Genomic DNA, 24,029 nt, shown 5'->3' on the forward strand with positions numbered 1-24,029 from the left:
CGCCGGGTCCTGCTGAGGTCCTGCCGAGGTGATTCACCCGTGGCGCCCCGGCCCCGTGCCGGGCCGGGGTCCGCCAGGTGTCGCCACCGATCTACTCACCGATCAGCCACCGATCAGCCACAGGTCAGCCACGGGCAACCACCGGTCAGCCCCCGGTCAGCCCCTGTCAACCACCGATCAGCCCGGCGGCGCGCATCTCCTCGGCCAGCCAGGCCAGGGCGACCTGCTCGTACGGCACGGCGCCCATCGGCGCCCCCGTCCCCGCCGGTGAGCCCATCGGCGCACCCATCGGTGAGCCCACAGGTGAACCCATCGCGGGCGCGCCGTTCGCCGTCCGCGGCCCGCCGCCGGTCGTGACGTCCATCACCGGGGCCGCCTCGCCGGCCGCGCCGCGGGCGCCCTGCGCGCGGCCCGGTCCCGTCGAGCCGGTGGCGTACGACCGGGTGGCGGACGGTCCGCTGCCGCGCCTGCCCCCCGGGGAGCCGGCGCCGCCGGCCCCTTCCCGCGGATCCGGGCCGGAGCCGCCGCCCTTGGCGCCCGTGCGGGGACCGCCGGGGACGAGCCCGCCCGGGAGGGACCCCCCGGACAGCGGCCCGTTCGTCGTGACGCCCGCGCCGTACGCCGTCTGGCCCGCGAGGCCGTGCTGCGCCCCCGAGCCGGCCTGCCCGGGATGACCCGGATACCCGGACCGGCCGCCCTGCCCCACCGGGGCGGGCGCGAGCAGCCCGGCCTCCGTCATCTCGGCGGCGAGCCGGCCCAGCAGCGTGTCCGTCCCGGCCGGTTCGGGGGTGATCTGCGCGAGAGCGGGCGCGAGGGCGCGCAGCGCGTTCGGCATCCCGGCGCCGGTGCGGTGGAGGTCCCCGAGGTTCAGCGGCACGCAACTCGACTTGATGATCTGGAAGAGGCGGTCGACCCGCCGCGCGTCCCGTGCGGCGTAGGCGGTGCGGAAGTCGCCGTGATGGGCGAGCACGAGCGCCGCCAGGCCGGCGACGTGCGGCGCGGCCATCGAGGTGCCGTCCAGGACGGCGTACGCGTCCGGCGGCACGGCCGACAGGACGGCCACGCCCGGAGCGCAGACGTCGATCTCGGGTCCCCGGCAGGTGAAGCGGGGTGAGAAGTACCCGTCACCGGTGACGGGACCGTCGATCTCGGCCTCGTGCGCGGTGCCGGGCGGGAACGCGTCCGCCTTGCCGACGGCGGCGACGGTCAGCACTCCGGGCAGGGTGCCGGGGAAGGCGACCGGTCCCCCGTCGTTGCCCGCGGCCACCACGCACGCCACCCCCGCCGCCCGGGCCTGCTCGATCTTGGCGGCCACCAGCGGGGAGTGGTGCCTGCTCGCGAGGCTCAGGTTGACCACGTCGACGCGCTGCTCGACGCAGTAGTCGAGCGCCTCGACGAGGTCGCTGAACCGCCCGCCCGGGAAGATCTTGCACGCGTGCACCTCGGCCTCGACGGCGAAGCCCACGATGCCCCGGCCGTCGTCCGCGCCCGAGATGACGGCCGCGCAGTGGGAGCCGTGGTAGGCCGCGTCGGCCCTCCATCCCTCGGGCTCGGCGTCGACCAGGTCGATCCCGGCGCGTACGCGTTCGCGCAGGTCCGGGTGGCGGACGTCGGCCCCGGAGTCGACGATGGCGATCCTGACCCCCGCGCCGCGCAGCGTGGGGGGCAGCCGGTCGAGGTTCATCGCCTGCTGGCCCCAGCCGAAGACCTGCCGGTCCGGGAAGCCGCCGAAGGTCTCGGCCAGGCGCACCGGCTCGACGAGGTTGTCCCTTGTGGTCGACAGGGCCGGGCGCTCGACGTGCACGCTCCAGTAGCCCGAGCGCGGCCGGACCGTCAGCCCGGTGATCGAGTCGGGCGTCTCTCCCGCCATCGTCACCACGGCGCGTCCATCGGCCCCCGTGACCGCCTGGCCCGGCCAGCCGTGCCCGGTCACCAGGACGCTCGCGCCCGGCAGCGGCGTGCCGTCCGCGTCCCTGACCAGGACGGCGAACGTGCTCTCCAGGCCGGGCGGCGCCACCACCGGGGCGGGCCGCCGCCGGCGCGGTGGCCGCGGCACCTCGCTGTAGGTCAGCAGCCGGTCGCGCTCGAAGTGGAGCTGCGGATACTGGCGGCGCAGCGCCTCGACGTGCTGCGGCGTCGTCTCCGCCACGACCACGGCGGGGAACCCCGGGACCGCGGCCTCCGGGTTCCCCGCCGCCCGTCCCCGTACGCGGCGCAGCACGCGCACCTCGGGGTCGTCCTCCAGCAGCCTGCGCACCGTGTCGTCGTCGTACGCCGGCCCGGCGGCTCCCGGCGCCGCCGGGTGCGGCTGCGGCAGCGCCGCCACCATGTAGCGCCGCGGCCGGGACTCCACCGGCTGCGGCGCCTGGCGCGACGCCTGCCGCCCCCGTGGGGTCGCCGGGCGCGGCTCCTCGATTGCGTCCTTGGGCTTGTCGTTAGTGGTCACAACGTCTCGACTCTCCCCAGCTCAGACTGGTGTCACCGGTCGCGCGCACGGCGCGGCCGGCCGTTCAGGCTCTGTCATCACGGTTCGCCGGTCTCGGGACGGCGGGGGCCCGGACCGGCCGCCGACCGGTCCGGGCCACCGAGGTGATCACGTCACAGCAGTGGAACCATGGGCCGTCCGGGGGCGACGACGCCGAGCGCGTACTGGATCTGCGCCAGGCACGCCTCGTACCGCCCGGCCCGGTACAGCTGCACCGCCTGCACCAGCAGCGGGATGACCCCCGCGACCTGGGGCGCCTGCGGGATCGACGTCTGCAGCCATTCGTACAGCTGCTGGAGCGTCACGGCGCAGTGCGCCTGCAACTGCGCCGCCGGCGTCGGCTGCCCCGCCGTCACTCCCGTGGCCGGGGGCGTCGGCGAACCCATCCCGGGTCCCATCCCGGGACCCATTCCGGGGACACCCGTCCCGGGACCCATCGACTCCACGGTGTTCCTCCGCTCAGAGTCCGGCACCGGCCGGCACCGGGACCTGCTGGGCGGCCTGCTGGTGGAGCTGGCCGTACCCCTGGCCCAGCGGGTTCAGCGGGTTCAGCGACTGCATCGTCAGCGGGACCTGCTGCCCGTACGCCGCCTGGACGTGCTGGGGCAGGACCGACTGGACGCCGAGCTGCGGGATCTGCTGGCCGGGCTGCTGGGCGTACGCCTGGGCCGCGTAGGGCTGGGAGTACGCCTGCGCGCCGTACGCCTGCGCGTACGGCTGGGCGTAGGCGGCCTGCGGGATCTGCAGGGCCTGGGCCTGGATGGCCTGCAGCGCCTGCAGCACCTGAGGCGGCAGCGCCTGCTGCTGAAGCTGCTGCTGAAGCTGCTGCTGGATCTGGGCCTGGATCTGCTGCTGCACCTGCTGCTGCTGGATCTGGGCCTGAATCTGCTGCTGCACCAGCTGCTGGTAGAGCACGCTCTCCAGCATCTGGCGGGCCGCGGGCGCGCCGTAGCGGACGGCGTGCCTGGCGACCTTGGTCCAGAAGGTCACCGGGCTCACCAGGTGCTCCTGGGGGAGGATCTGCTCCTCCTGCTGGATCATCGCCAGGGGCGACACCTGCTGCTGCAGCCCCGGAATCTGCTGGGCGAGCTGCAGCGGCGTGATCTGGTGCTGGGAGCCGTAGCCCAGCGTGGTCGCCATGGACGCGGGGTGCATAGCTGTGAACGTCATAGTCACTCCTTCGGAGCCAGTAGGTCCGGCCCATCGCCGATGTGATTACATCGCGTGACGGATCAGTCTCACAACGTTATGAGCGTAATGACTGGCTAAGGGCGTCTTGGCGTTCGGCCCCCGCCGGGACCCGGTGACGTGGAGAGCCCCGCCGGGTCATACTCCGGCTTGGAGGTGCCGAGGTGACGCGGAGGACCGAGCGACGACCGTGGTTGACCGGATCGTTCCTCGACCGGCTCCCGGAGGCCGCGCGCGACGAACTCCTTCGTCTCGGCTCTCCGGTGACGTTCCCCGGCAGGCATGTCCTCGTCCGCGAGGGCGACCCGGGCAGCGCGGTCTACCTGCTGCTCGACGCGTTGGTGAAGGTCACGGCTCTCGCCGAGAACGGGTCCCGGACGCTGCTGTCGATCCGGGCGGCCGGCGACGTCGTCGGCGAGACGGCCGCCTTCGAGGACTGCCCGCGCACGGCGACGGTGACGACCTGCGGACGGTCGCTCGTCTGCGTCGTGAAGGGGCCGGTCTTCACGGCTCATCTCGCCCGCGCTCCCGAGGTCGCGGCCGCCCTCAGCCGGGTCACGATCGACCGGCTGCGCTTCGCCAACCGCCGGCGTCTCGACTTCGCGGGGTACGAGGCCGACGTCTGCCTGGCCCGCATCCTGGTCGACCTGGCCGTGCGGCACGGAAGACCCCACCGTGCGGGCGTCGACGTCGGTGTGCCCGTCACCCAGGCCGAACTGGGGGAACTGGTCGGGATCAGGGAACGCACGGTGCAGAAGGCGATGCACGACCTGTCCGCCCGAGGTCTCGTGCTGCAGCGCCATCGCGGCGTGGTCGTCCGCGACATGGCGGGCCTCACGGCGTTCGCCGGCCTGAGCCCTGGCCGGCCCGCGCCTCCGCCCGTCCGGCTGGAAGCCGCGCCGACCCGGGTTCCGGATCCGTCGCCGCCGGGTGGCGCCGGTCAGCCGTAGAGACCTCCGAGCGCCAGCCACAGCAGGGTGGCGGCGAGCATGAGTGCCGTCCACGGCAGTGCCCGCCCCACCCTGCGGTGCTTGTCGCGGCTCAGCTCGGCGAGCCTGCCCGCCAGCAGCCAGGCCTCCCGTTCCTGCTGCGTCGCGTCCGCCTGCGGCGACGGCCCGGGCTCGCCGCCCGCCAGGCCGAACCTGTTCGGGCCCGCCGGCCCGCCGAGCCTGGGCCGCAGTCCCTGAACGAGGTGGTAGCCCGCGACGAAGAACCCCGCCGCGTAGAGCGCGAGAAGGACCACGGCGACGACGCCGAGCAGCGCCGGCCTGCCGGGTGCCCGGAGAGCGGCGAGCACTCCGATCTGCGTGGCCGCCACCGCCGCCGCGCCGAGATGCACGGTGGTCACCGTGGCCACCTTGGAATCGGCGTGCTGCACGTAGCCCTGGAAGGCGCCGACAGCCGTCAGCGCCACCTGGAGCGCCTCGTTCGGCGTGAGCCGGTTCCTGCGCCCGTACATCGGCATCCCCTCCGTCGTTTCTCCCATTGAAGAGCCGGCGAGGAGGCGTACGGCCGCATCGATGCGGCTTCTCGCGAAACTCCGGCGGACGGCCGGGCCCGCGTGTCCGGCCGTGCCAGCGTGCTCAGCCGGGCCCGCGTGCTCAGCCCTCGCGAGGAACGACGTGGCCGAAGCGGAACAGGTTCGCCGGGTCGTAGACGTCCCGCAGCTTCGCCAGCCGCCGCAGCGTCTCCGCGGGCCAGGCCCGGGAGAGCTCCTCGGGCGCCAGCGCGCCGCCGTGGAAGTTGATCTGCGTGCCGCCGGTGGCCCAGGGCGCGACGGCCTCGGTCACCGCCCGTACGGCGGCGGGGACGGCGGTCTCCATCAGCTCGGGCACCGGCGCGCCGATGACCAGCAGCGAGAAGGCGGCGTCGCGCCCGCCCACGGCGTTCGGCTCCCTGGGCTCACGGGCGAGCGCCCCGCCGAGCTGGCGGATCTCGACGACGGCGAGCGGCGCGGGCACGGCCGGCCCGGCCGCCGCCAGCAGCGCCTCCACGGTCTCCGCGGTCAGCTCCCGCAGGAGCACCCCCCGCTCCGCGACCGGCATCGGCCCGGCCGGGTCCTGATGGATGGAGTCGATCGCCGCGTACGGCAGGGGGCCGACGGCCTGGAGCACGGGCTCGGCCACGGCCCGCATGGGCGCGAGCAGGTCCTCGGCCTCCTGCCCCTCCCCCACGTGCGCGACCCGCAGGTGGACGACGAACCTGCCGCTGAGCTGCGGCGGCAGCTCGGGCAGCGGGGGCAGGCGCAGCAGCGCGACCGAGGTCGTGGTGGCCTCGGGCAGCGTGCCGGCCCAGGTGCGGTAGGCGTGCAGGACCCGCCCGGCGTCCTCGGCGGCGTAGAACAGGCCGCCGCCGTAGAGGTGGGTGAGCGGCAGCAGGTCCACGGTGATCGAGGTGACGACGCCGAATCCGGCCTTGCCGCCGCGCAGCGCCCAGAAGAGGTCGGGCTCGCTCCCGGGGCCGGCGGTGCGGACGACGCCGTCGCCGGTCACGACGGTGATCTCCCGCACGTGGTCGGCGGCGAAGCCGAAGGTCCGCGCGATCGGCCCGATGCCGCCGCCGAGCGTGAAGCCCACCACGCCGACACCGGTCGCCGAGCCGCACAGCGGGGCCAGCCCGTACGGCGCGGCGGCGGCGATCACCTCGCCCCAGGTGCAGCCCGCCGCGATCACGGCGGTGCGGGCGGAGGCGTCGACCACGATCTCCCGCATGGCGCGGGTGCTGATCAGCAGCGCGCCGTCGGCCGCCTGCACGGCTCCGTGGCCGGTCGACTGGACCGCCACCGGCAGTCCGTGCGCGGCGGCGAGCCGTACGGCCGCGGCCACGTCGGCGGCGCCCTCCGCCGCCACGATCACCGCGGGCCGGTGCCGCACGGCGAGGTTGAACCCCGCGGCCTCCTCGGCGTACCCGTCCTGCCCCGGGACCAGGACCCGCCCGGTGACCTGCCCGCGGAGCGCGTCCTCGATGGTGCTGTACATGTCCGTCCTCGATGTCGCTGTGGTTGACGGTCCCAGTTGTCGCAGCCACCGCTTGGGATGTTCTTGCGCAGTTCGCGCCGCCGGGCGGCGGGACGGACCAAGCGAACTCCTAGAGACGTCCAAGAGACCCCGCGCACGCTGGGGCGATGTCGTCGCCAACGAACGAGCGGCCGCCGCGTCCCCACGAGCCGTACACCGGCGAGCCGTACGCCGACGAGCCGGAGGGCCGTCCGCCGCCCAGCACGCTGCTGCTGCGCGAGGTGGCCGCGCACGCGGGCGCGCCGGGCGCCGAGATCCTCGGCCCGGCGCTGCCGCTCGCCCTGCGGGAGGTCCCGCCCGCCCGCTGCCGCCTCTACGTGCTGGCCGACCTCGCCGACCCGGCCGCCGCCGCGCCCCTGGCCGCCGCGCTGCTGGAGACGGCGGAGCCCTCGCGCGCCCGGTCCGCCGGGGGCGACGCGGCGTGCGGCGGCGGGCGCTGGGCCCTGTTGCGCGCCCTCACCGTCGCTCCGCCGGACCGAGGTCACGTATGCGGCGGGGGCCTCGTCCGCCGCCTGCTCGACCGCCTGCTCGACGACCTGCTCATGGAACTGCGCGCGGACGGGATCCGGTCCGTCGTCTTCCACGCCGTCCCCGGCGCCATCCCCAGCGACGGCACCGGGAACGGAACCGGGGGCGCCGCGGTGCGCGCCCTCCTGGAGGACGCCGGTTTCACCGAGCGGACCGGCCCCCCGTTCGCTGGCGAGAATCACCGGACATCTGAGTATGATGAGCCAGAAATCCGACTTAGGGCCGTATGGCTTGTTCGGGAGTTGTGATGCGGACAAGCATCGACGGCGGGCGATTACCGGCGCCTCGCCCGGCCCGGGCCGACCGGCGGGACTCCGCCCTGGACTTCCGCCTTCTCGGCACGGTCGAGGTCGCCGACGCCGCCGGAATGGTCCTCGACCTGGGCCCGCGCAAGCAACGCGCCGTGCTGGCGCTGCTGTTGCTGAACGCCCCCCACGTCGTGCCGCTCGACCAGCTCATCGACCGGCTGTGGAGCGACGAGCCGCCCTCCAGCGCCACGGGAACGCTCCAGGCGTACATCTCGCACCTGCGCAGGACGCTCGAACCCCTGCGCAGCCCGCGCTCGCCCGCCCAGGTGCTGCGCACGAGGGAACCCGGCTACCTGCTCGACGTGCAGCCGGACCAGATCGACGCCGAGCGGTTCACCCGGGCCGCCGAGGCCGCGCACGCCGCCCTCGCGGCCGGCCGTCCCGAGGAGGCCGACCGGATCCTCCGGCCCGCGCTGGCCCTGTGGCGCGGCGAGCCGCTGGCCGACCTCGCCGACGAGCCGTTCGCCCGGTCCACGATCTCCCGGCTGACCGAGACCCGCCTCTCCGCGCTGACCGTAAGGGCGGAGGCGTGGCTCGCGCTGGGACGGGCGGCCGAGGTGACGGTCGAGGCCGAGCGCCTGCTGGAGCGGGACCCCTACCGCGAGGGCCTGTGGGCGCTGCTCATGCGTGCCCTCTACCGGGAACGCCGCCAGGCCGAGGCGCTGGCGGCCTACCAGCGCTGCCGTACGCTGCTCGACGACGAACTGGGGCTCGACCCGAGCCCGGAGCTGCGGCGGCTGGAGCAGGCCATCCTGCACCAGGACGAGTCGCCGGCGGGCCCGTGGCCGCCCGCCGCCGCGCCGGCGCGGCTCGCCGGGCTCGCGCCGGACCCGCCGGTCTCCCCGGACAGGGACGCCACCGCGCCCGGCGCCCCGGGCACCGCGGACGCCGTGGACAGCGCGGACGCGTCCGCGCAGGCCTCCGGAACGCCGGGCCTCGTGGGGCGGGAGCCGTACCTGCGGCGGATCGCCGAGCGGCTCGACGACCTGCGCCGGGGCGTCGGCGGGGTGTTCCTGGTCAGCGGGGAGTCCGGCATCGGCAAGACCCGCCTCGCGGAGGCCGCCGCGGCGATGGCGGCCGGACGCGGAGCCGTGGTCGCCTGGAGCAGGTGCGTCGAGGGAAGCGGCGCTCCCGCGTTCTGGCCCTGGATCCAGGCCCTGCACGCCCTTGAGACGGACGGCGACCTCGCCCGCCTCGCCCACCGCCTGTCGGACGGCGACAGAGCAGACGACAGGGCAGACGACCGGACAGGCGACCGGACAGGCGACCGGACGGACGACCGGACGGACACGGCCGACCCCGACACCGCCCGGTTTCTGCTGCACGACGCCGTGGCGCGGGCGCTGGCGCGGCGGGCCGCCGCCACGCCGGTCCTGGTCGTGGTGGAGGACCTCCACTGGGCCGACGCGGCGTCGCTGAAGCTGCTCACCTTTCTCGGCGCCGACCTGCACCGCCTCCCGCTGCTGGTGCTCGCGACCGTACGGCCCGAGCCCGCGACGGGCAGGCAGGCGCTGACCGAGGCGCTCGGCGAGCTGACCCGCCAGCGCGGCACCGAGCGGATGAGCGTCGCGCCGTTCACCCCCGAGCAGATCACCGACTACCTGCGGGAGGCGGGCCGGGACGGGTCCGGGCCCGAGCTCGCCCGCGCGCTGCACGACAGGACCGGCGGGAACCCGTTCTTCCTCGGCGAGCTGTTGCGCCTGCTGACCAGCACCCACACCGGCGGCCGGGTCGGCGCGGCGGACGTGCTGGAGACCGCCGTGCCCGACGGCGTACGCGACGTGATCAACCAGCGGGTGTCGCGGCTGCCGGAGGACTCCCAGACCCTGCTGCGCGCCGCCGCCGTCATCGGCCGGGACGTGGACGCCGACGTGCTGGAGACCGCGACCGGCATCGGCGGGTCCCGGGTGATGATGCTGCTCGAACCCGCCGTCGCGACCGGGCTGCTGGTCGAGGTGGACGGCGGCTGGGACTACCGCTTCTCGCACGCCCTGGTGCAGGAGGCGCTGTACTCGGGGCTCAGCCGGAGGCAGCGCGCCCAGCTGCACGGCCGCGTCGGCGAGGCGATCGAGAGCCTGCGGTGGGGCGAGGCCGCCTCGCGGCTGCCCGCGCTGGCCCACCACTTCGCGCTGGCCGCCCGGGTCGGGTACGCCGGCAAGGCGGTCGCGTACGCCGTGGAGGCGGCCGGGCAGGCGGCGGCGCGGCTCGCCTACGACGAGGCCGTCCTCTACTGGGAGCAGGCGCTCGACGCCTGCGCCGCCGGGCCCCCGGCCACCCGGTGCTCGCTGCTGATCGGCCTGGGCAGGGCCCGGCGGGTGACCGGCGACGTGGACGGCGCGCGAAGCGCGCTCGACGAGGCGGTGACGCTCGCCACCGCCCTCGGCGACGACGCGGCGGTCATCGAGGCGGCCACGGTCTTCGGCGGCGTCACGCTGTGGAACTGGCGCTCGTACGGCGTCGTGGACGAGCGCATGGTGACCGTGCTGGAGGACCAGCTCTCCCGGCTGGATCCGGACGCCGCCGGTACCCGGGCGGAGCTGCTCGGCACGCTCGCCGTCGAGCTGTACTACGGCGAGCGGCGCGGGGAGGGCCGCCGGCACGCCCTGGAGGCGGTGGAGCTGGCCCGCCGTACGGGTGACACCCGGTTGCTGGCGCGCACGCTGAACAACTTCGTCATCGCGGCCTGGACGCCGGAGAACGAGGAGGAGCGCTACCGCGCGGCGGAGGAGATGCTGGGCCTTCCCGGCCTCCCCCGGGCCACCGAGATCATCGCCCGCCTGCACCGCATGCCCAGGTTCCTGAAGGCGGGCCTGATCGCCGACTACGACGCGGAGCTGGCCCGCTGCCTGCGACTCACCGCCGAAGTGCGGATGCCGGAGATCGAGACACAGGTCTCGTACGCCGCGGCCGGGCGAGCGTTGCTGGCGGGCGACTGGGCGGAGGCGAAGCGCCTCGCCGACCTCAGCACCGGGAGCTACCGTCGCACCAGCCTCTGGGGGCCGGACGTCCTGAAGCGGATCAACTCGTTCTTCGTGGAATGGGGCCAGGGCCGGGGCGGTGGCCTCCTCGCCGAGCTCGTCGACTCCGCGGCCGACGAGTCCAACATGATCGCACGCCCGACGGCCGTGCTCGCGGCGGTCGAGGCGGGGGACCACGACCTGGCCCACCGGCTGATCGACCGCTGGGGAACCGTGGCGCCACAGGACTGGACGTGGCAGTTCGTCGCCTGGCAGTGGGGTCTGGTCGCCGCGCGGCTCGGCCGTCCCGACCCCCACGCCATGCTCGCGGAGCTGCGGCCCATCGCCCACGAGCTGGTGATCATGGGCACCGGCTGCGTCGCCTGGGGAACACTCCACGACGTGGTCGCCGAACTGCTGCACCGGACCGGCGACACCTCCGCCGCGCTGGCGCACGCCGAGGCGGCGCGCGATGCCCATCGCCGGCTCGGCCTGCCCCATCTCGTCCGCCGCAGCGAGGCCCTCGTACGGGAGATCTCGGGCGGCTGATCCCGGCTGGGTCTCCAGCTCGGCGCCCGTCGCGGACGGGGTGCGGCTGCGGAACGCTCGCAACTGCGCCGGGCACGCTGTTGTCGAGGTGCTGCGACGGCTTTTCCGAGGCATGGTGGTGCCATGAGCCAGGAACAGGCCGGTCCCGGTCCCCGGCACGAGCACGGCCATGGGCATGGGCATGGGCACGAGCGCGGTCGTAGTCCCGGACATGGTCACGGTCCTGGGCACGCTCACGAGCACAGGCAGGACGGCGGGCACGAGGCCGGGCACGGGCACGGTGGGGGCGGGTTGCGGGGGCGGGTCGCGCACCTGCTGCGGCCGCACTCGCACGAGGCCGCGGACAAGGTCGACCCGGCGATGGAGTCCTCCGCCCGGGGCATGCGGGCGCTGTGGGTGTCGCTGGCCGGTCTGGGGGCGACGACGCTGGTCCAGGCGGTGGTCGTGGTGCTGTCGGGGTCGGTGGCGCTGCTCGGCGACACGCTGCACAACGCGGCCGACGCCCTGACCGCGGTGCCGCTCGGGATCGCGTTCCTGCTCGGCCGCCGCCCGCCGACCCGCCGCTACACGTACGGCTACGGGCGGGCCGAGGATCTCGCGGGCGTGGCCATCGTCCTGACGATCGCCGCCTCCTCGGCCGCCGCGGCGTACGCCGCGATCGTCCGGCTCCTGGAGCCGCGGGAGGTCACCCACCTCGGGGCCGTCGCGGCGGCGGCCCTGGTGGGCTTCGCCGGCAACGAACTGGTCGCCCGTCACCGCATCCGGGTCGGCCGGGAGATCGGCTCGGCGGCGCTCGTCGCCGACGGCCTGCACGCCCGCACCGACGGTCTCACCTCGCTGGCCGTGCTGGCCGGGGCGGGCGGGGCCGCGCTCGGCTGGACCTGGGCCGACCCCGCCGTGGGACTGCTCATCACGGTCGCGATCCTGACGGTCCTGCGGCAGGCCGCGCGGGAGGTGTACCGGCGGCTGATGGACGCCGTCGACCCCGCTCTCGTGGACCTCGCCGAGGCGACCCTCCGTGGCACGCCGGGCGTGCTGGGCACCGGCCAGGTGCGGCTGCGCTGGATCGGGCACCGGCTGAGGGCCGAGTGCGAGGTGATCGTCGACGCGGGGGCGACCGTGGTGGAGGCCCACCGGGTCGCGGTCGAGGCGGAGCACAACCTGATCCACGCCGTGCCCCGGCTGACCGCCGCGATCGTGCATCCCGATCCGCTGCCCGGTGACGGCGTGGACCACCACGCCGTCCTCGACGGCCACCACCGGGATCAGCGGCAGGACCAGCGCCGGGATCACCCCCAGGACCACCGCCGGACGCACCGGCACGAGAACCGGCGCGACCACCGGCAGGATCGCCGTCACGACCACCACCCGGCAGGCCGGCCCGGCTGACCCGCCGGAGGCGGCCGAAGGGTCAGAACCAGCCGCGGTGGCGGGCCATGGACGCCAGGCCGTCGCGCAGCGCCTGCTCCACCGCGCCCGGATGGTCGCCGTACCCCACCCGGAACCGGTTGTAGACGTCGTGACTCGAGGTGAGGAAGCCGCCCCTCTTGTCGGCCTCCAGGATCACGTCCATCGAGTGCGGCCCGGCGATGAAGGTCAGCTCGAGCTCGCTGAAGTGGCGCCGCCACTCGGAGCCCGCGTGATACTCGATCTCCTGGTAGAACGGCATGGACGAGCCCCGGATCGTCCCGCGTTCCAGGTCGGCCCGCTTGAAGTGGAAGCCCATGTGCATGAGCGCCCCCAGCAGGTGGTCCTGCGCGGGCAGCGGAGCGACGTGCAGCGGGTCGAGGTCGCCCTTGTCGAGCGCGCCCGCGAGCGCGAGCTCGGTGGCCACGCCGAGACGCATACCGGGCAGCGGACGCCCGCCGATCGCGCTGACCGGCGTCTCCCAGGGCACCGGGATCGCGAAGGGCAGCGTGCGCGCCTCTCCCGCCCGCAGGTCGAACGGCCCGGACACCGGCGCCCGCAGGAAGCTGTAGGTGACGTGATGTTCCTCGTCGCCGCGCTCGACCTCCACCACGGCGGTGAAGTCGACGGTGATCCCCTCCACCTTGTGGTCGGAGGAACCACCCCGGAAACGGACCTCGCCGTACAGGGTCTCCCCCGGGCGCACGTGCGGGTCACGCAGCACCGTGTCGACCTCGACCCCGGATCCCAGCGCGGCCATCAGCTTACGGAACACCGATCACTCCCTTGTCTGCGGCGTACACCGGTCGGAACGACCCGTTTCCCCGCCGGGTTCCCGCCGGCGGTGTCCGTTCCGGGCCGTCCCGTTCGTCGTACGGTCAGGATGGGACGACGGCCCGAGGAGGACGGATGAAGTACGTGCTGCTGATCTGCGGCGACGAGTCGGCGGCGGAACACGCCGCCGACGGCTGCGGCGGGTGGTCGGAGACGATGCTGGAGCGCGGCGTGCTCCGGGGAGGGGCGGGGCTGCGCCCGCCGGACGACGCCACCACGCTGCGGGTGCGCGGCGGCGAGGTGCTGCTGTCGGACGGGCCGTTCGCCGAGACCAAGGAGCAGATCGGCGGGTTCTGCCTGATCGAGTGCGCCGACCTCGACGAGGCGATCGAGGTCGCCGCCGCCCACCCCGCCGCGGCGTACGGGACGATCGAGATCCGCCCGCTCGTGTCGCCGTGAGGCGTCCCCCGAGATGAGACCCAGAGCCACCGCACCCGGAGCCACGACGGCCGGCGCCGCGCCGTCTCCGGTCGAGGCCGCCGTCGCCGAGGCGTTCCGGGAGGAGTGGGGGCAGCTCGTGGCGACGCTCATCCGCCGGACCGGCGACTGGGACCTGGCCGAGGAGTGTGTGCAGGACGCGTTCGCCCTGGCCCTGCGCGCCTGGCGGCGCGACGGCGTGCCACGCCGGCCCGGGGCGTGGCTGACCACCGCCGCGCGCAACCGGGCCGTGGACCTGCTGCGCCGCGAGGCGGCCGGCGCCGCCAAACTGCGGGAGGTCGCGAGCACGATGCGGGAGGACGGCGTGCCGTACGGACCGGAGCCCGGCGACGGGCCGGACGTGCCCGACGACCGGCTGCGGCTGATCTTCACCTGCTGCCACCCGGCGCTCGCGCCGGAGGCCCGGGTGGCGCTGACCCTGCGGACCCTCGCCGGGCTCACCACCGCCGAGATCGCCCACGCGTTCCTGGTCGGGGAGCAGGCGATGGCCAAGCGCCTGGCCCGGGCCAAGCAGAAGATCCGGCACGCGGCGATCCCCTACCGGGTGCCGCCGGCGCATCTGCTGCCCGAGCGCCTCCCGGCGGTGCTCGCCGTGCTGTACCTGCTGTTCAACGAGGGCTACTCGGCGACGTCCGGCGCCGGCCTGATGCGGCCGGACCTCGCCGCCGAGGCGATCCGGCTGGCCCGGGTGCTGGTGCGGCTGATGCCGGACGAGCCGGAGGCGGCGGGCCTGCTCGCGCTCATGCTGCTGCACCACGCCCGCCGGGCCGCCCGCCTGGACGGGGCCGGCGACCTGGTGGTCCTGGAGGAGCAGGACCGCACGCTGTGGGACGCCGCACGGATCGCCGAGGGCGTCGCCCTCCTGGACGGCGCGCTGCGGCGAGGCCGTCCCGGCCCCTACCAGGTGCAGGCCGCCATCGCCGCCTGTCACGCCACCGCCGCCCGCCCGGAGGACACCGACTGGGCCCAGATCTCCGTCCTGTACGCGCGGCTCGCGGGCCTGGTCCCGTCCCCCGTCGTGGAGCTGAACCGGGCGGTGGCGGTGGGGATGTCGGCCGGTCCCGCCGCCGGTCTGGCGTTGCTCGACGCGTTGCGGGAGTCGGGGGCGCTGGCCGGTTACCACCTGCTGCCCGCCGCCCGGGCCGACCTGCTGCGACGTCTCGGCCGTACGGCCGAGGCGGGCGACGCCTACCGGGAGGCGATGGGCCTGGCCCCGACCGGCGCGGAACGCCGCCATCTCGCCCGCCGCCTCGCGGCCCTGGAGTAGGTGTCCGTCCGGGCCGTTCCCGTTCGTCGGCAGGACGTACAGGTGGACGACCGGAAGGACGGCGGACAGATGGGAACGGACATACGGCGGATGATCGCGGCCGAGCGCCGCGAGCTGGCGGACCTGCTGAGCGGGCTGCCGCCGCGGGCGTGGGACGCGCCGTCGCTGTGCGCGGGCTGGCGGGTCCGGGAAGTGGTGGCGCACCTGACCCTGCCCTACCGCCACTCGGGGCCGCGCGTGCTGGCCGGCCTGGTCGCGGCCCGGGGCAACTTCGACCGGCTGGCCGACCGGCTCGCCCGCCGCGACACGGCCTCGCTGACCGCTGAGGAGCTGACCGCGTGCCTGCGGGACAACGCCGAGCACCCGTGGCGGCCCCCGGGCGGCGGCTTCGAGGGCGCGCTGTCGCACGACGTGATCCACGGGATGGACATCACGGTGGCTCTGGGGATCGACCGGCGGGTTCCCGGCGAACGGCTGCGCGTGCTGCTCGACGGCGCGCTGTCGCCGAGGGCCCGCCGTTACTTCGGCGTCGATCTCGACGGGATCGAACTGCGGGCCGACGACGTGGACTGGTCGTTCGGGTCGGGCGTCCCGCTCACCGGCGCGGCGCAGGACCTGGTCCTGGTGCTGTCCGGCCGCAGGCTGCCGGAAGGACGGCTGCGCGGCGAGCCCAGCGCCCGTTTCACCCGCCGAGCGGTCTGATCACCGGTTCTCGCCGGGGTGACGGTGCAGGTGGGCGAGGCGGTCCTGGAGCCTCTCGTGCCGGAACCGGTACACCGGCCCCACCTGGCGGAGCAGGCCGACCCGATGGGCGTCCTCCAGGAGGGTCATCAGCCGGAGCGGGACGCGGCGCCGGGCGCGGAGCATGGCGACGGCCACCAGGTAGGTCGAGCTGGCGCCGGTGAACCCGAAGGTCAGCGTGAACACGACGCCGCCGGCGAGGCCGAAGGCGATCCCGGCCTCGGCTCCGCGCAGCAGCCCGGAGAACCCGTCCACGAGCGTGCCGGCGACGCCGAAGGCGAGGCCGAGCGCCGTGCCGAACGTGAGGGACCTGCCGTACACGAGCCGGAGGTCCCGCCGGAGCGTGGTCACCGGGCCCTGCGGCCGGTCGTTCGTCAGGGGGGTCGTCACCCACTTGTTCAGCCCGAGGGTGACGCCGCCGATGGCTCCCACGACGAGCCCGTAGAGGACCAGGCCGCCGACCTCGGAGGACATGCCCGCGACCCGCCACAGGGCGAACGCCGCGACCATGCCGACCGGGAGCACCGTCACCAGCCCGAGCGCCAGCTGCCCGGCGAGGCCGGTGACGTTGCCCCGCCAGCGCAGGTTGGCGTACGCCGGCTCCAGCGAGTAGCCCTTGAGGCGCTCCAGGATGATCCCGCCGGTCAGCCCGCCCACGAGGCCGCCCACCGGTCCCCCGGCGAGGCCGAACAGCAGGGCGTCGCGCAGGCTGCCCGCGTGCGGGCTGCGCAGCGCCACGACGGCGTCGCTGACCAGTCCCACGGTCGTCCCGACCGTCAGGCCGACGGACACGCCGCCGATCAGGATGCTCGTACGCCGCGGCACCGACCGGTGGAGGTGCCACCAGCGGAAGTCCCTGCTGCCGGTCTCGGACATGTGGTGCGCGACGAAGGCCAGCCGGCCGCGGGCCTCCTCCGGGTCCCACGACCGCTGCGGGCGGAACGGATGGTCGTGTTCGTGCCGCTCGTCGGGGTCGTCGTCCGGCGGGGCGGCCGAGAACGTCGCCTGGACGAGGTTGTCGAGCAGGTGCTCGGTGACGGCGTCCGCCGTGTCGAAGCGTCCGGAGTCGCACAGCGGCGCGGGGTTGGCGCGGGTCTCGATGTAGACCTTGTAGAGCAGCCACACAACCAGCGGCGTCGACAGCGCCTCGGCCAGCGGGCCGTCCGGCTCGCTCTTCAGCGCGGCCAGCAGCTCCGCCCAGCCGGCTCGCTGGCCGGGCGCGAGCCGGTCGAGGAGATAGGAGATGACGTCGGCGCTCTTCACCGGCCTGGGCTCGATGACGGCCGCGCCGGCCAGCGGCGCGCCACCGCCCCCGTTCACGGCGGCCAGGTACTCCGACGTACGGCAGGTGAGGATGAGCGCCTCGACGGCCGAGGCGTCGTTCAGGGCGTCGACCACCTTGGACCGCACCGGGCTCGGCAGTTCGTCGAGGCCGTCGAGGACGGGCAGGATCCGGCGGTACGTCACGAGGCCGCGCGCCGCGTCGGGGCCGAAGCCGGACGCGCGCAGCGCCGGGTAGTTCTCCCGCAGCCGCCTGGCCAGCCAGCGGTGGACGGGCTCGTCCGACGGGTCCCACCCGGACATCGACAGCAGCACGGGCACCGGGTCGCCCTCCCGGTGCTCCTTCAGCAGTTCGCTGAGCAGCAGGACGGCCAGCGTGGTCTTGCCCATGCCGACCTCGCCGATGATCACGAGCCGGCGCCGCGCGAGCTTGCGGAACCGTCCGGCCATCTCGGGCATCCGGTCGGTGCGCCCGTCGAACCGCACCCTGCCGAGGCCGAACCAGGAGCGCAGCAGCCGCGCCCCGTCGATCCGCTCGTCCTGGTCCATCACGTCGAGGCCGGAGATCTTCCAGCGGACGGGCAGCCGGGCGGGCTGGTCGAGCTCGCGCATGACGATCTCCTCGCGCCACTGCTCCCGCACCAGCACCCGTAGCGTCCGCTCGGCGCGGTCGATCTGCTCGATCGTGCTCGTCCCGCCCGGCTGCCGCTGCCGCCAGCTGCTGATCAAGGGCGGGACCAGGGCGAACACGGCGAGGGCCACGCTCGCGAGCTGGGCCCAGTTGGCCGCGGCGTCGGAGTCGGAGAGTTTCGTCAGGCCGTAGCCGAGGCCGCCGACGGCGACCAGCCCCGCGGAGGGAAGGGCGGCGCGCCGCCACCCGGCCGGGACTCTCATGCGCTCATCGTGACAGCGGGTGCACTTTCTGGCGATAGCGCGATGCGCATTCCGACTGTTGTCTGCACCTTTCAGACAGCCTGGGCCTTTCCCAGCACAAGCGATACTGTGCACTGGATCATGAGACCCCTCCGGCGGGAGCGTGGAGGCTCTCGGAGAGGGTCCTCCGCCCCGCGCACTCCCTGGAGGCCGCCCATGTCGTCGCGCCCCGCCTTCGACCCCTCCGGCTTCGACCCCTCCTCCTTCGACCCCGACCCGTTGATCAGGAAGCACCGCACCGCGGACGCCACGCTCACCGTGACCGCGCAGGGCGCGCCGCTGGCCGGTCAGGAGGTGGTCGTCGCGCAGCGGCGGCACAGGTTCCTCTTCGGCTGCACCGGCGGCGACTTCATCCCGCTGGCGAACGGCGAGGCCCCCGCGCCGGACCAGCCGCCCGCCACCGGCTCCCAGGCAGTCGCCGACCTGTGGCTCGACGTCTTCAACTTCGCCACGCTGCCCTTCTACTGGGGGTGGTTCGAGCCCGAACGCGGCCGTCCGGACACCGAGCGGACACTCACCGCCGCGCGGTGGTTCGCCGACCGGGGGTGCGTGGTGAAGGGGCACCCGCTGGCCTGGCACACCGAGACGGCCGGCTGGCTGATGGACCTGCCGAACGCCGAGATCGCCAAGGCGCAGGCGGACCGCATCCGGCGCGAGGTGACCGAGTTCGCCGGCGTGATCGACATGTGGGACGTCGTCAACGAGGTCGTGATCATGCCGATCTTCGACAAGTACGACAACGGCATCACCCGGATCTGCCGGGAGATGGGCCGCATCCCGTTGGTCCGGATGGTCTTCGACGCGGCCCGCGAGGCCAACCCGCGCGCCACGCTCCTGCTCAACGACTTCGACATGTCCGCGGCGTACGAGTGCCTGATCGAGGGCGTGCTGGAGGCGGGCGTCGAGATCGACGTGCTCGGCCTGCAGAGCCACATGCACCAGGGCTACTGGGGCGAGGAGAAGACGCTCGCGACCATCGACCGCTTCGCGCGGTACGGCCTGCCCATCCACTTCACCGAGACGACGATCGTCTCCGGCCACATCATGCCCGAGGAGATCGTCGACCTGAACGACTACCAGATCCCCGAGTGGCCGACGACCCCCGAGGGGGAGGCCCGCCAGGCCGACGAGGTCGTGCGCCACTACAAGACGCTGCTGTCACACCCGTCGGTCGAGGCGATGACCTACTGGGGGCTGTCGGACGGCGGCTGGCTCGGCGCGCCGGGCGGCTTCGTCCGGGTCGACGGCACGCCCAAGCCGTCGTACGAGGCGCTGCGCTCGCTCGTCAAGGGCGAGTGGTGGCTGCCGCCCACGACGATGGTCACCGACGACGACGGCCGGGTGCGCTTCACCGGCTTCCTCGGCGAGTACGAGGTGTCGGCCGGCGGGCGGACGGCCGTGTTCTCCCTGGACGAGCCGGGCGAGGCCGCGGTGGGTGCGGAGATCTGACGTCTCCCGCGCATCCTGTGGCCCTGAGCGCCGCTCCCCGCCCACGGGGGGCGGCGCTCCGCCGTCCGGATGACGAATGCCTGCGGCGCCGCCGGAACACACGGCGAAAAGGCCCGCCGCAGGAAGCTGCAATGGGGAACTCCTTGACGCGGATTCGTGTCCCGACTTTGGATATTTACTGTCGCTGACAACCACCGTTCCCCCCGGAGGCGCAAAAAGGCGATGACGGGAATCGACGATTTCCTGAACAGGCAGGGCCGGGCGGACGACGTCGCCCACGCCCGCAAACTCATCGACACTTTCGAAATCGAATACATCTATGTGCAGTACGTGACGGTGACGGGCAGAGTGGTCGGCAAAGGCATGCCGGCCGCGCACTGGGAGCGGGTGGCCGAGCGCGGAGTGCAACTCGTCTACGGCTCGACCGCGAACGTCGCGGCCGGACGGACCGGACGCTATCTCGGTTACGGTCCGGAGGCCTCGGAACTGGTCGCCGTCCCCGAACCCGACACCTTCGCGCGGCTCCCCTGGGACGGCCGGGTGGCGAGGGTCTTCGCCAGGCTCTTCCGCAACCGGGAGGAGGAGCACGAGCCGGGCGCCCCGCTGACGTCCGACTGCCGGGGGAACCTGGCCCGGATGACGGCCGGCTTCGCGGACCGGCACGGGCTCGAACTGCGGATCGGGACCGAGCCGGAGATGATGTGGCTGCGCCGCGACGGTGCGGAACTGGTGGGCGCCTCGAAGCCCTACTGCTACCACATCGACCAGTTCGAGGAACTGCGCGACGTGATGCTCAGGGTGCTGCGGTACGCGCGGGAGATGGGCCTGGACATGATCCAGGGTGACCACGAGGACGCGCCGGGACAGCTGGAGCTCAACTTCGCCTTCGACGAGCCGCTCCGCAACGCGGACAGGCTGATCACCTACCGCCAGATCTGCCGGCAGGTGGCCCGCGAATTCGATCTCGTCGCGTGTTTCATGACCAAGCCCTTCATGGGACTGTCGGCGTCCGGCTGTCATCACAACTTCTCGCTCTGGAGCGGTGGCGAGGACGCTCCGATGGCCGACGCTCCGGACGCCGTCGGGAGGAACGTCGCCGCCTATCGCCGAGGCGGCCGCAACCTCTTCCCGCGCGCGGACGGCGCCGGCCTGAGCGAGGAGGCGCTGCACTCGATCGGCGGGGTTCTCGCGCATCTCCCGGCCCTGACCGCGCTCGCCGCGTCCACGGTCAACTCCTACCGCCGCATGTGGGACAGCGGGCTGTGGGCGCCCTTCACCCGTGGGTGGGGACACCAGAACCGGACGTGCGCTCTCCGGGTGTCCGCGCCGGACCGGATCGAGTACCGGGCCGCCGACTCGATGGTGAACCCGTACCTGATGGCGGCCGGGCTGCTCGCCGCCGTCGGCGACGGCCTCCGTGCCAAGCTGCCCGCGGGCGAGCCGACCACCGCGAACACCTACGAGTCGGACGCCGCCCGAGCCGACCGGCTGCCGATGAACCTCGGCGAGGCGCTGGCCGCGCTCCACGACGACGCGCTCGTCCGCTCCGCGCTCCACGGCGACCTCTACTCGGTGTTCCGTGACCACAAGCAGGACGAATGGGAGCGCTTCCTGGCGACGACCACCTCCTGGGACTTCGACGCCTACCTCGACTACGTGCCATGACTCGCGGGTCCCCGAGGGGACTCACCGGAACCGCGGCCCGCCACAGCGAATGAGGACGACAGATGGCAACGAGCACCGAACTCTTCGGCCCACTCTCCCCCGATCGTTTCGTCGACGATCCGGTCATCCTGCTCCCCGGCCGTGCCGCCGCGTTCCGGGGAAGCCTGGGAGCAGGACTGCACGAGCTCTGCGAGGACTTCGAGGATCTGCCCGACGATCTCTGGCTCAAGACCGACTACGTCTTCCGGCAGCGCCGGTTCAGCCTGTTCAAGGTGGACACCGCCGGGCACCGCGTGGAGCGGCTCGAGGACAGGCCGTTCTTCCAGAGCGTCGACCTGAATCCGTACGCGGGCGGGATGGAGCGGAGGTTCGCCCCGCTCGCCGAGCGCACGGCCGCCAACCCCTTTCTCCACCGGCTCATGTGGGACGTCCTCGCCGTGCTGCCGCCCGAGCGGGTGGCGGCGGCCAAGGAGTGGGAGATCGGCGTCCACCTGATGCGCATCCTGGCCCGCCCCGGCCAGCCGGGCTATCCGGCCCCGGAGGGGATGCATCACGACGGGCACGCGTTCACCTCGATCACACTCGTCGACCGGAGGTCGGTCGAGGGCGGGTGCAGCATGTTCGCCGACCTCGACGGCCGCGTCTACCGGACGCTGGAGCTCGAGACGCCGGGCGACACCGTCGTCTTCGAAGATCCGCGCTGCCTGCACGACGTGACGCCGGTGACCGTGGCCGAGGGGGACGACCTGGCGGTCCGGGACGTCTGCGGATTCTCGCTGAACCCCCTGTGACCCGGCACTCCTCCACGCCGGCATGCCGGTGAAACGACCGTGAACTCCTCAAGGAGAGTCCCTGATGTCGCACGCCTCGGCGGGCCCGCTTTCCTCAGACGAAGCCGCCGGCATCCACATCCTGGCCGACCTGATCGGCGCCAGCAGACTCGACGACCCCGAGCACGTCGAGAAGGTGCTCCGCGAATGCGTGACGGCCGCGGGCGCGTCCCTGCTCTACGTCTACGTGCACCACTTCGACCGTGGCGAAGGGGTGTCCGGGGTCGCCGTACTGGCCGAATCGCACATCAGCATCCACAGCTGGCCGGAATACCGGTTCGCCGCCATCGACATCTTCATGTGCGGTTCCGCCCAGCCCGACAAGGCGCTTCCCGTCCTCGACGCGGGTTTCCGGCCCACGGAAATGGTCACCCGCAGGTTCGAGCGCGGGAAGGGCGGCCTGCAAGGCGAGATCTTCGAATCACTCGACCTTCTTAAATAGGCCCCGGGACTCCCGGACGTATTTCGAGAGGTGTGCTCTCTGATGCCCAGTTCCGTATCGTCGGCACAGCGCAGCCTTATGCGGCACGTATATGAGGAGATCTGGATCGGCGAGCTCTGGAACCGCGGAGACCCCGCGGGCGGCCGGGCGCTCGCGGAGCATTTCGTCGACCACCGGCCGATCGACGCCTTCCCGAACACCAAGGAGGGCCACATCGCCATGGCCCTGGACTGGCACCAGGCCTTTCCCGACTACCGGTTCCTGATCGAGGACGTGATCGTGGAGGGCGACAGGCTGGTGGCCCGGTACGTCTCCTGCGGCACCCACCTGGGGGTGCTGTCCGGGATCCCCGGGACCGGTCGCAAGGTGTCGCTCACCGGCATCGACATCATGCGGTTCGACGGCGAGCACCTCGCCGAGTGGTGGCACAACGAGGACATGTTCGGCATGATGCAGCAGATCACGGACTGAGCGATGGCGGCCCTCGACAGATCCTTCTTCGAAGCCCTGGACCAGGCCGACCCGCTGTCGTCGTTCCGCGCCAGGTTCGATCTGCCCGGCGATCGCGTCTTCCTCAACGGGAACTCGCTGGGCGCGCCTCCCAAGAGCACGTGGAGCCGGCTCTCCCGACTCGTCGGGCAGGACTGGCGCGACGACATGAACTCCGGCTGGTGGAAGCACGGCTGGCTCGACCTGCCCCGTACGGTGGGAGACCGCATCGGACGGCTCGTCGGCGCCGGGCCCGGGCAGGTCGTGGTGGGCGAGTCCACCTCGGTCAACCTCTTCAAGCTGCTCTGCGGCGCGTTGCGGATCAGCACCCGGCGGACCGTCCTCACCGATTCCGGCAACTTCCCGAGCGACCTCTACATAGCGGACGGGATCGCCGCCCATGTCCACCCGGACGCCCGGGTGCGCCGGGTCCCCGCCCCGGATCTCCTCGACGCGCTGGACGACGACGTCGCCGTGGTCATGCTGAGCCACGCCGACTACCGGACGGCCGAGATCCTGCCGATGAAGGAGATCAACGAGCGGGCGCACGCCGCGGGCGCCCTGGTCCTGTGGGACCTGTCGCACAGCGCGGGCGTGCTCCCGCTGGCCCTGGACGCCGACGGCGCGGACCTGGCGGTCGGGTGCGGATACAAGTACCTCAACGGCGGACCGGGCGCGCCCGGCTACATGTACGTCGCCTCGCGGCTGCTCCCCGGATTCGAGCAGCCCATCACCGGCTGGCTCGGCCACGCGGATCCGTTCGCCTTCGAAGCGGAGTACCGCCCCGACCCCGGCGTCGGACGCCTGACCACGGGCTGTCCCCCGCTGCTCAGCCTGGTCGCGCTCGACGAGGGTGTCGCGCTGGCCTGCGAGGCCGATCCCGGCATGGTGCGGGCCAAGTCGACCGCGCTCACCGGCTGGCTCATCGAGCTGACGACCGGGCGGCTGGGCCCACTCTCGGTCGAGGTGCCGACCCCCGCCGACCCCGCCCGCCGGGGCGGACACGTCGCGCTCCGGCACCCGGCCGCGGAGCGGCTCGCGCGGAGCCTCGCGGCCCATGGAATCGCGGTGGAGTTCCGGTCGCCCGAACTCCTGCGTCTGGCCCCGTCTCCGTTGTTCAATCGCTATGTCGATGTATGGGACGCTGTCGCGGTCCTGGAGCGGCTCCTGACGAGCGAGCACCGCTCCCTGACGTACGGAGCCGCCGGCGGGTGACCGGAC

General features: G+C 73.6%; 20 protein-coding genes. 13 read left to right on the plus strand and 7 right to left on the minus strand.

All coding sequences use genetic code 11. From position 1 onward, the window contains the following. Window positions 1-166 precede the first annotated feature (166 nt). From HHX37_RS08360 to HHX37_RS08370, 3 genes are all read right to left on the minus strand, one after another. The gene (locus tag HHX37_RS08360) at window positions 167-2,446 is read right to left on the minus strand and encodes a S8 family serine peptidase (protein WP_182884998.1); all 2,280 of its coding nucleotides are present in this window, start codon (window positions 2,444-2,446) and stop codon (window positions 167-169) included. Between the two features lie 152 nt (window positions 2,447-2,598). Next, window positions 2,599-2,871, minus strand: coding sequence for a hypothetical protein (locus HHX37_RS08365; protein WP_182882836.1), 273 nt, complete (start codon window positions 2,869-2,871; stop codon window positions 2,599-2,601). Between the two features lie 73 nt (window positions 2,872-2,944). Then, window positions 2,945-3,655: a hypothetical protein gene (locus HHX37_RS08370; RefSeq protein ID WP_182884999.1), complete on the minus strand. Its 711-nt coding sequence runs from the start codon at window positions 3,653-3,655 to the stop codon at window positions 2,945-2,947. A gap of 182 nt (window positions 3,656-3,837) precedes the next feature. Between HHX37_RS08370 and HHX37_RS08375 the strand changes: the two genes are divergently transcribed. Beyond that, on the plus strand, window positions 3,838-4,623 hold the full coding sequence (locus HHX37_RS08375; RefSeq protein ID WP_182885000.1) for a Crp/Fnr family transcriptional regulator: 786 nt from the start codon (window positions 3,838-3,840) through the stop codon (window positions 4,621-4,623). Here HHX37_RS08375 and HHX37_RS08380 read toward each other — a convergent pair. Continuing rightward, entirely contained in the window at window positions 4,614-5,132 is a 519-nt protein-coding gene (locus tag HHX37_RS08380; protein ID WP_182882838.1) for a hypothetical protein, read from the minus strand. The genes HHX37_RS08375 and HHX37_RS08380 overlap by 10 nt on opposite strands. Before the next feature lie 142 nt (window positions 5,133-5,274). After that, the gene (locus HHX37_RS08385; RefSeq protein ID WP_182885001.1) at window positions 5,275-6,651 is read right to left on the minus strand and encodes an FAD-binding oxidoreductase; all 1,377 of its coding nucleotides are present in this window, start codon (window positions 6,649-6,651) and stop codon (window positions 5,275-5,277) included. Between the two features lie 146 nt (window positions 6,652-6,797). Here HHX37_RS08385 and HHX37_RS08390 point away from each other — a divergent pair, with 146 nt between their 5' ends. From HHX37_RS08390 to HHX37_RS08400, 3 genes are all read left to right on the plus strand, one after another. Then, entirely contained in the window at window positions 6,798-7,466 is a 669-nt protein-coding gene (locus HHX37_RS08390) for a hypothetical protein (RefSeq protein ID WP_182885002.1), read from the plus strand. Next, window positions 7,466-11,032: a BTAD domain-containing putative transcriptional regulator gene (locus tag HHX37_RS08395; RefSeq protein ID WP_182885003.1), complete on the plus strand. Its 3,567-nt coding sequence runs from the start codon at window positions 7,466-7,468 to the stop codon at window positions 11,030-11,032. The genes HHX37_RS08390 and HHX37_RS08395 overlap by 1 nt, the downstream gene beginning before the upstream one ends. A 123-nt stretch (window positions 11,033-11,155) precedes the next feature. Then, window positions 11,156-12,421, plus strand: coding sequence for a cation diffusion facilitator family transporter (locus HHX37_RS08400; protein WP_182885004.1), 1,266 nt, complete (start codon window positions 11,156-11,158; stop codon window positions 12,419-12,421). Between the two features lie 22 nt (window positions 12,422-12,443). On the opposite strand, the gene HHX37_RS08405 is transcribed toward HHX37_RS08400, so the two are convergent. Further along, a complete protein-coding gene (locus HHX37_RS08405; protein WP_310738305.1) occupies window positions 12,444-13,214 on the minus strand; it encodes a sporulation protein in 771 nt (256 codons plus the stop codon). A gap of 134 nt (window positions 13,215-13,348) precedes the next feature. On the opposite strand from HHX37_RS08405, the gene HHX37_RS08410 reads away from it, so the two are divergent. The 3 genes from HHX37_RS08410 (at window position 13,349) to HHX37_RS08420 (ending at window position 15,680) form a co-directional block, all read left to right on the plus strand. Then, window positions 13,349-13,672: a YciI family protein gene (locus HHX37_RS08410; RefSeq protein ID WP_111699986.1), complete on the plus strand. Its 324-nt coding sequence runs from the start codon at window positions 13,349-13,351 to the stop codon at window positions 13,670-13,672. Window positions 13,673-13,685: 13 nt separating this feature from the next. Further along, window positions 13,686-14,978 carry an RNA polymerase sigma factor gene (locus HHX37_RS08415; protein ID WP_182885005.1) on the plus strand — a complete coding sequence of 431 codons (1,293 nt, stop codon included), beginning with the start codon at window positions 13,686-13,688 and terminating at the stop codon, window positions 14,976-14,978. A 69-nt stretch (window positions 14,979-15,047) separates the two neighbouring features. Beyond that, window positions 15,048-15,680 (plus strand): maleylpyruvate isomerase family mycothiol-dependent enzyme, encoded by a 633-nt coding sequence (locus HHX37_RS08420; protein ID WP_182885006.1) that lies wholly within the window; start codon window positions 15,048-15,050, stop codon window positions 15,678-15,680. On the opposite strand, the gene HHX37_RS08425 is transcribed toward HHX37_RS08420, so the two are convergent. Further along, on the minus strand, window positions 15,681-17,894 hold the full coding sequence (locus HHX37_RS08425; RefSeq protein ID WP_182885007.1) for an NACHT domain-containing protein: 2,214 nt from the start codon (window positions 17,892-17,894) through the stop codon (window positions 15,681-15,683). A 195-nt stretch (window positions 17,895-18,089) separates the two neighbouring features. On the opposite strand from HHX37_RS08425, the gene HHX37_RS08430 reads away from it, so the two are divergent. From HHX37_RS08430 to kynU, 6 genes are all read left to right on the plus strand, one after another. Further along, a complete protein-coding gene (locus tag HHX37_RS08430; protein WP_182882845.1) occupies window positions 18,090-19,382 on the plus strand; it encodes an endo-1,4-beta-xylanase in 1,293 nt (430 codons plus the stop codon). A 222-nt stretch (window positions 19,383-19,604) separates the two neighbouring features. Then, window positions 19,605-21,047 (plus strand): glutamine synthetase family protein, encoded by a 1,443-nt coding sequence (locus HHX37_RS08435; protein ID WP_182885008.1) that lies wholly within the window; start codon window positions 19,605-19,607, stop codon window positions 21,045-21,047. A 62-nt stretch (window positions 21,048-21,109) separates the two neighbouring features. Beyond that, window positions 21,110-21,838: a 2OG-Fe dioxygenase family protein gene (locus HHX37_RS08440; RefSeq protein ID WP_111699991.1), complete on the plus strand. Its 729-nt coding sequence runs from the start codon at window positions 21,110-21,112 to the stop codon at window positions 21,836-21,838. A 64-nt stretch (window positions 21,839-21,902) separates the two neighbouring features. Continuing rightward, window positions 21,903-22,319: an adenosylmethionine decarboxylase gene (gene speD / locus HHX37_RS08445; protein WP_182874392.1), complete on the plus strand. Its 417-nt coding sequence runs from the start codon at window positions 21,903-21,905 to the stop codon at window positions 22,317-22,319. 78 nt (window positions 22,320-22,397) lie between these two features. Continuing rightward, window positions 22,398-22,790, plus strand: coding sequence for an ester cyclase (locus HHX37_RS08450; protein WP_165900607.1), 393 nt, complete (start codon window positions 22,398-22,400; stop codon window positions 22,788-22,790). Window positions 22,791-22,793: 3 nt separating this feature from the next. Continuing rightward, window positions 22,794-24,023 (plus strand): kynureninase, encoded by a 1,230-nt coding sequence (gene kynU / locus HHX37_RS08455; protein ID WP_182885009.1) that lies wholly within the window; start codon window positions 22,794-22,796, stop codon window positions 24,021-24,023. The last annotated feature ends 6 nt before the right edge of the window (window positions 24,024-24,029 follow it).

Origin of the sequence: Microbispora sp. H10885 (genome assembly GCF_014161415.1) — a bacterium.
Taxonomy (GTDB): domain Bacteria; phylum Actinomycetota; class Actinomycetes; order Streptosporangiales; family Streptosporangiaceae; genus Microbispora; species Microbispora triticiradicis.

Excerpts from the sequence above, each read along its gene's own strand:
- HHX37_RS08450 (WP_165900607.1), top strand. The coding sequence starts at position 22,398 with ATGCGGCACGTATATGAGGAGATCTGGATCGGCGAGCTCTGGAACCGC.
- HHX37_RS08440 (WP_111699991.1), top strand. The coding sequence starts at position 21,110 with ATGGCAACGAGCACCGAACTCTTCGGCCCACTCTCCCCCGATCGTTTC.
- HHX37_RS08365 (WP_182882836.1), bottom strand. The coding sequence starts at position 2,871 with ATGGGTTCGCCGACGCCCCCGGCCACGGGAGTGACGGCGGGGCAGCCG.
- HHX37_RS08425 (WP_182885007.1), bottom strand. The coding sequence starts at position 17,894 with ATGAGAGTCCCGGCCGGGTGGCGGCGCGCCGCCCTTCCCTCCGCGGGG.
- HHX37_RS08390 (WP_182885002.1), top strand. The coding sequence starts at position 6,798 with ATGTCGTCGCCAACGAACGAGCGGCCGCCGCGTCCCCACGAGCCGTAC.
- HHX37_RS08370 (WP_182884999.1), bottom strand. The coding sequence starts at position 3,655 with ATGACGTTCACAGCTATGCACCCCGCGTCCATGGCGACCACGCTGGGC.
- HHX37_RS08415 (WP_182885005.1), top strand. The coding sequence starts at position 13,686 with ATGAGACCCAGAGCCACCGCACCCGGAGCCACGACGGCCGGCGCCGCG.
- HHX37_RS08435 (WP_182885008.1), top strand. The coding sequence starts at position 19,605 with ATGACGGGAATCGACGATTTCCTGAACAGGCAGGGCCGGGCGGACGAC.
- HHX37_RS08380 (WP_182882838.1), bottom strand. The coding sequence starts at position 5,132 with ATGTACGGGCGCAGGAACCGGCTCACGCCGAACGAGGCGCTCCAGGTG.
- HHX37_RS08420 (WP_182885006.1), top strand. The coding sequence starts at position 15,048 with ATGGGAACGGACATACGGCGGATGATCGCGGCCGAGCGCCGCGAGCTG.
- kynU (WP_182885009.1), top strand. The coding sequence starts at position 22,794 with ATGGCGGCCCTCGACAGATCCTTCTTCGAAGCCCTGGACCAGGCCGAC.
- HHX37_RS08430 (WP_182882845.1), top strand. The coding sequence starts at position 18,090 with ATGTCGTCGCGCCCCGCCTTCGACCCCTCCGGCTTCGACCCCTCCTCC.
- HHX37_RS08400 (WP_182885004.1), top strand. The coding sequence starts at position 11,156 with ATGAGCCAGGAACAGGCCGGTCCCGGTCCCCGGCACGAGCACGGCCAT.
- HHX37_RS08395 (WP_182885003.1), top strand. The coding sequence starts at position 7,466 with ATGCGGACAAGCATCGACGGCGGGCGATTACCGGCGCCTCGCCCGGCC.
- speD (WP_182874392.1), top strand. The coding sequence starts at position 21,903 with ATGTCGCACGCCTCGGCGGGCCCGCTTTCCTCAGACGAAGCCGCCGGC.
- HHX37_RS08410 (WP_111699986.1), top strand. The coding sequence starts at position 13,349 with ATGAAGTACGTGCTGCTGATCTGCGGCGACGAGTCGGCGGCGGAACAC.
- HHX37_RS08385 (WP_182885001.1), bottom strand. The coding sequence starts at position 6,651 with ATGTACAGCACCATCGAGGACGCGCTCCGCGGGCAGGTCACCGGGCGG.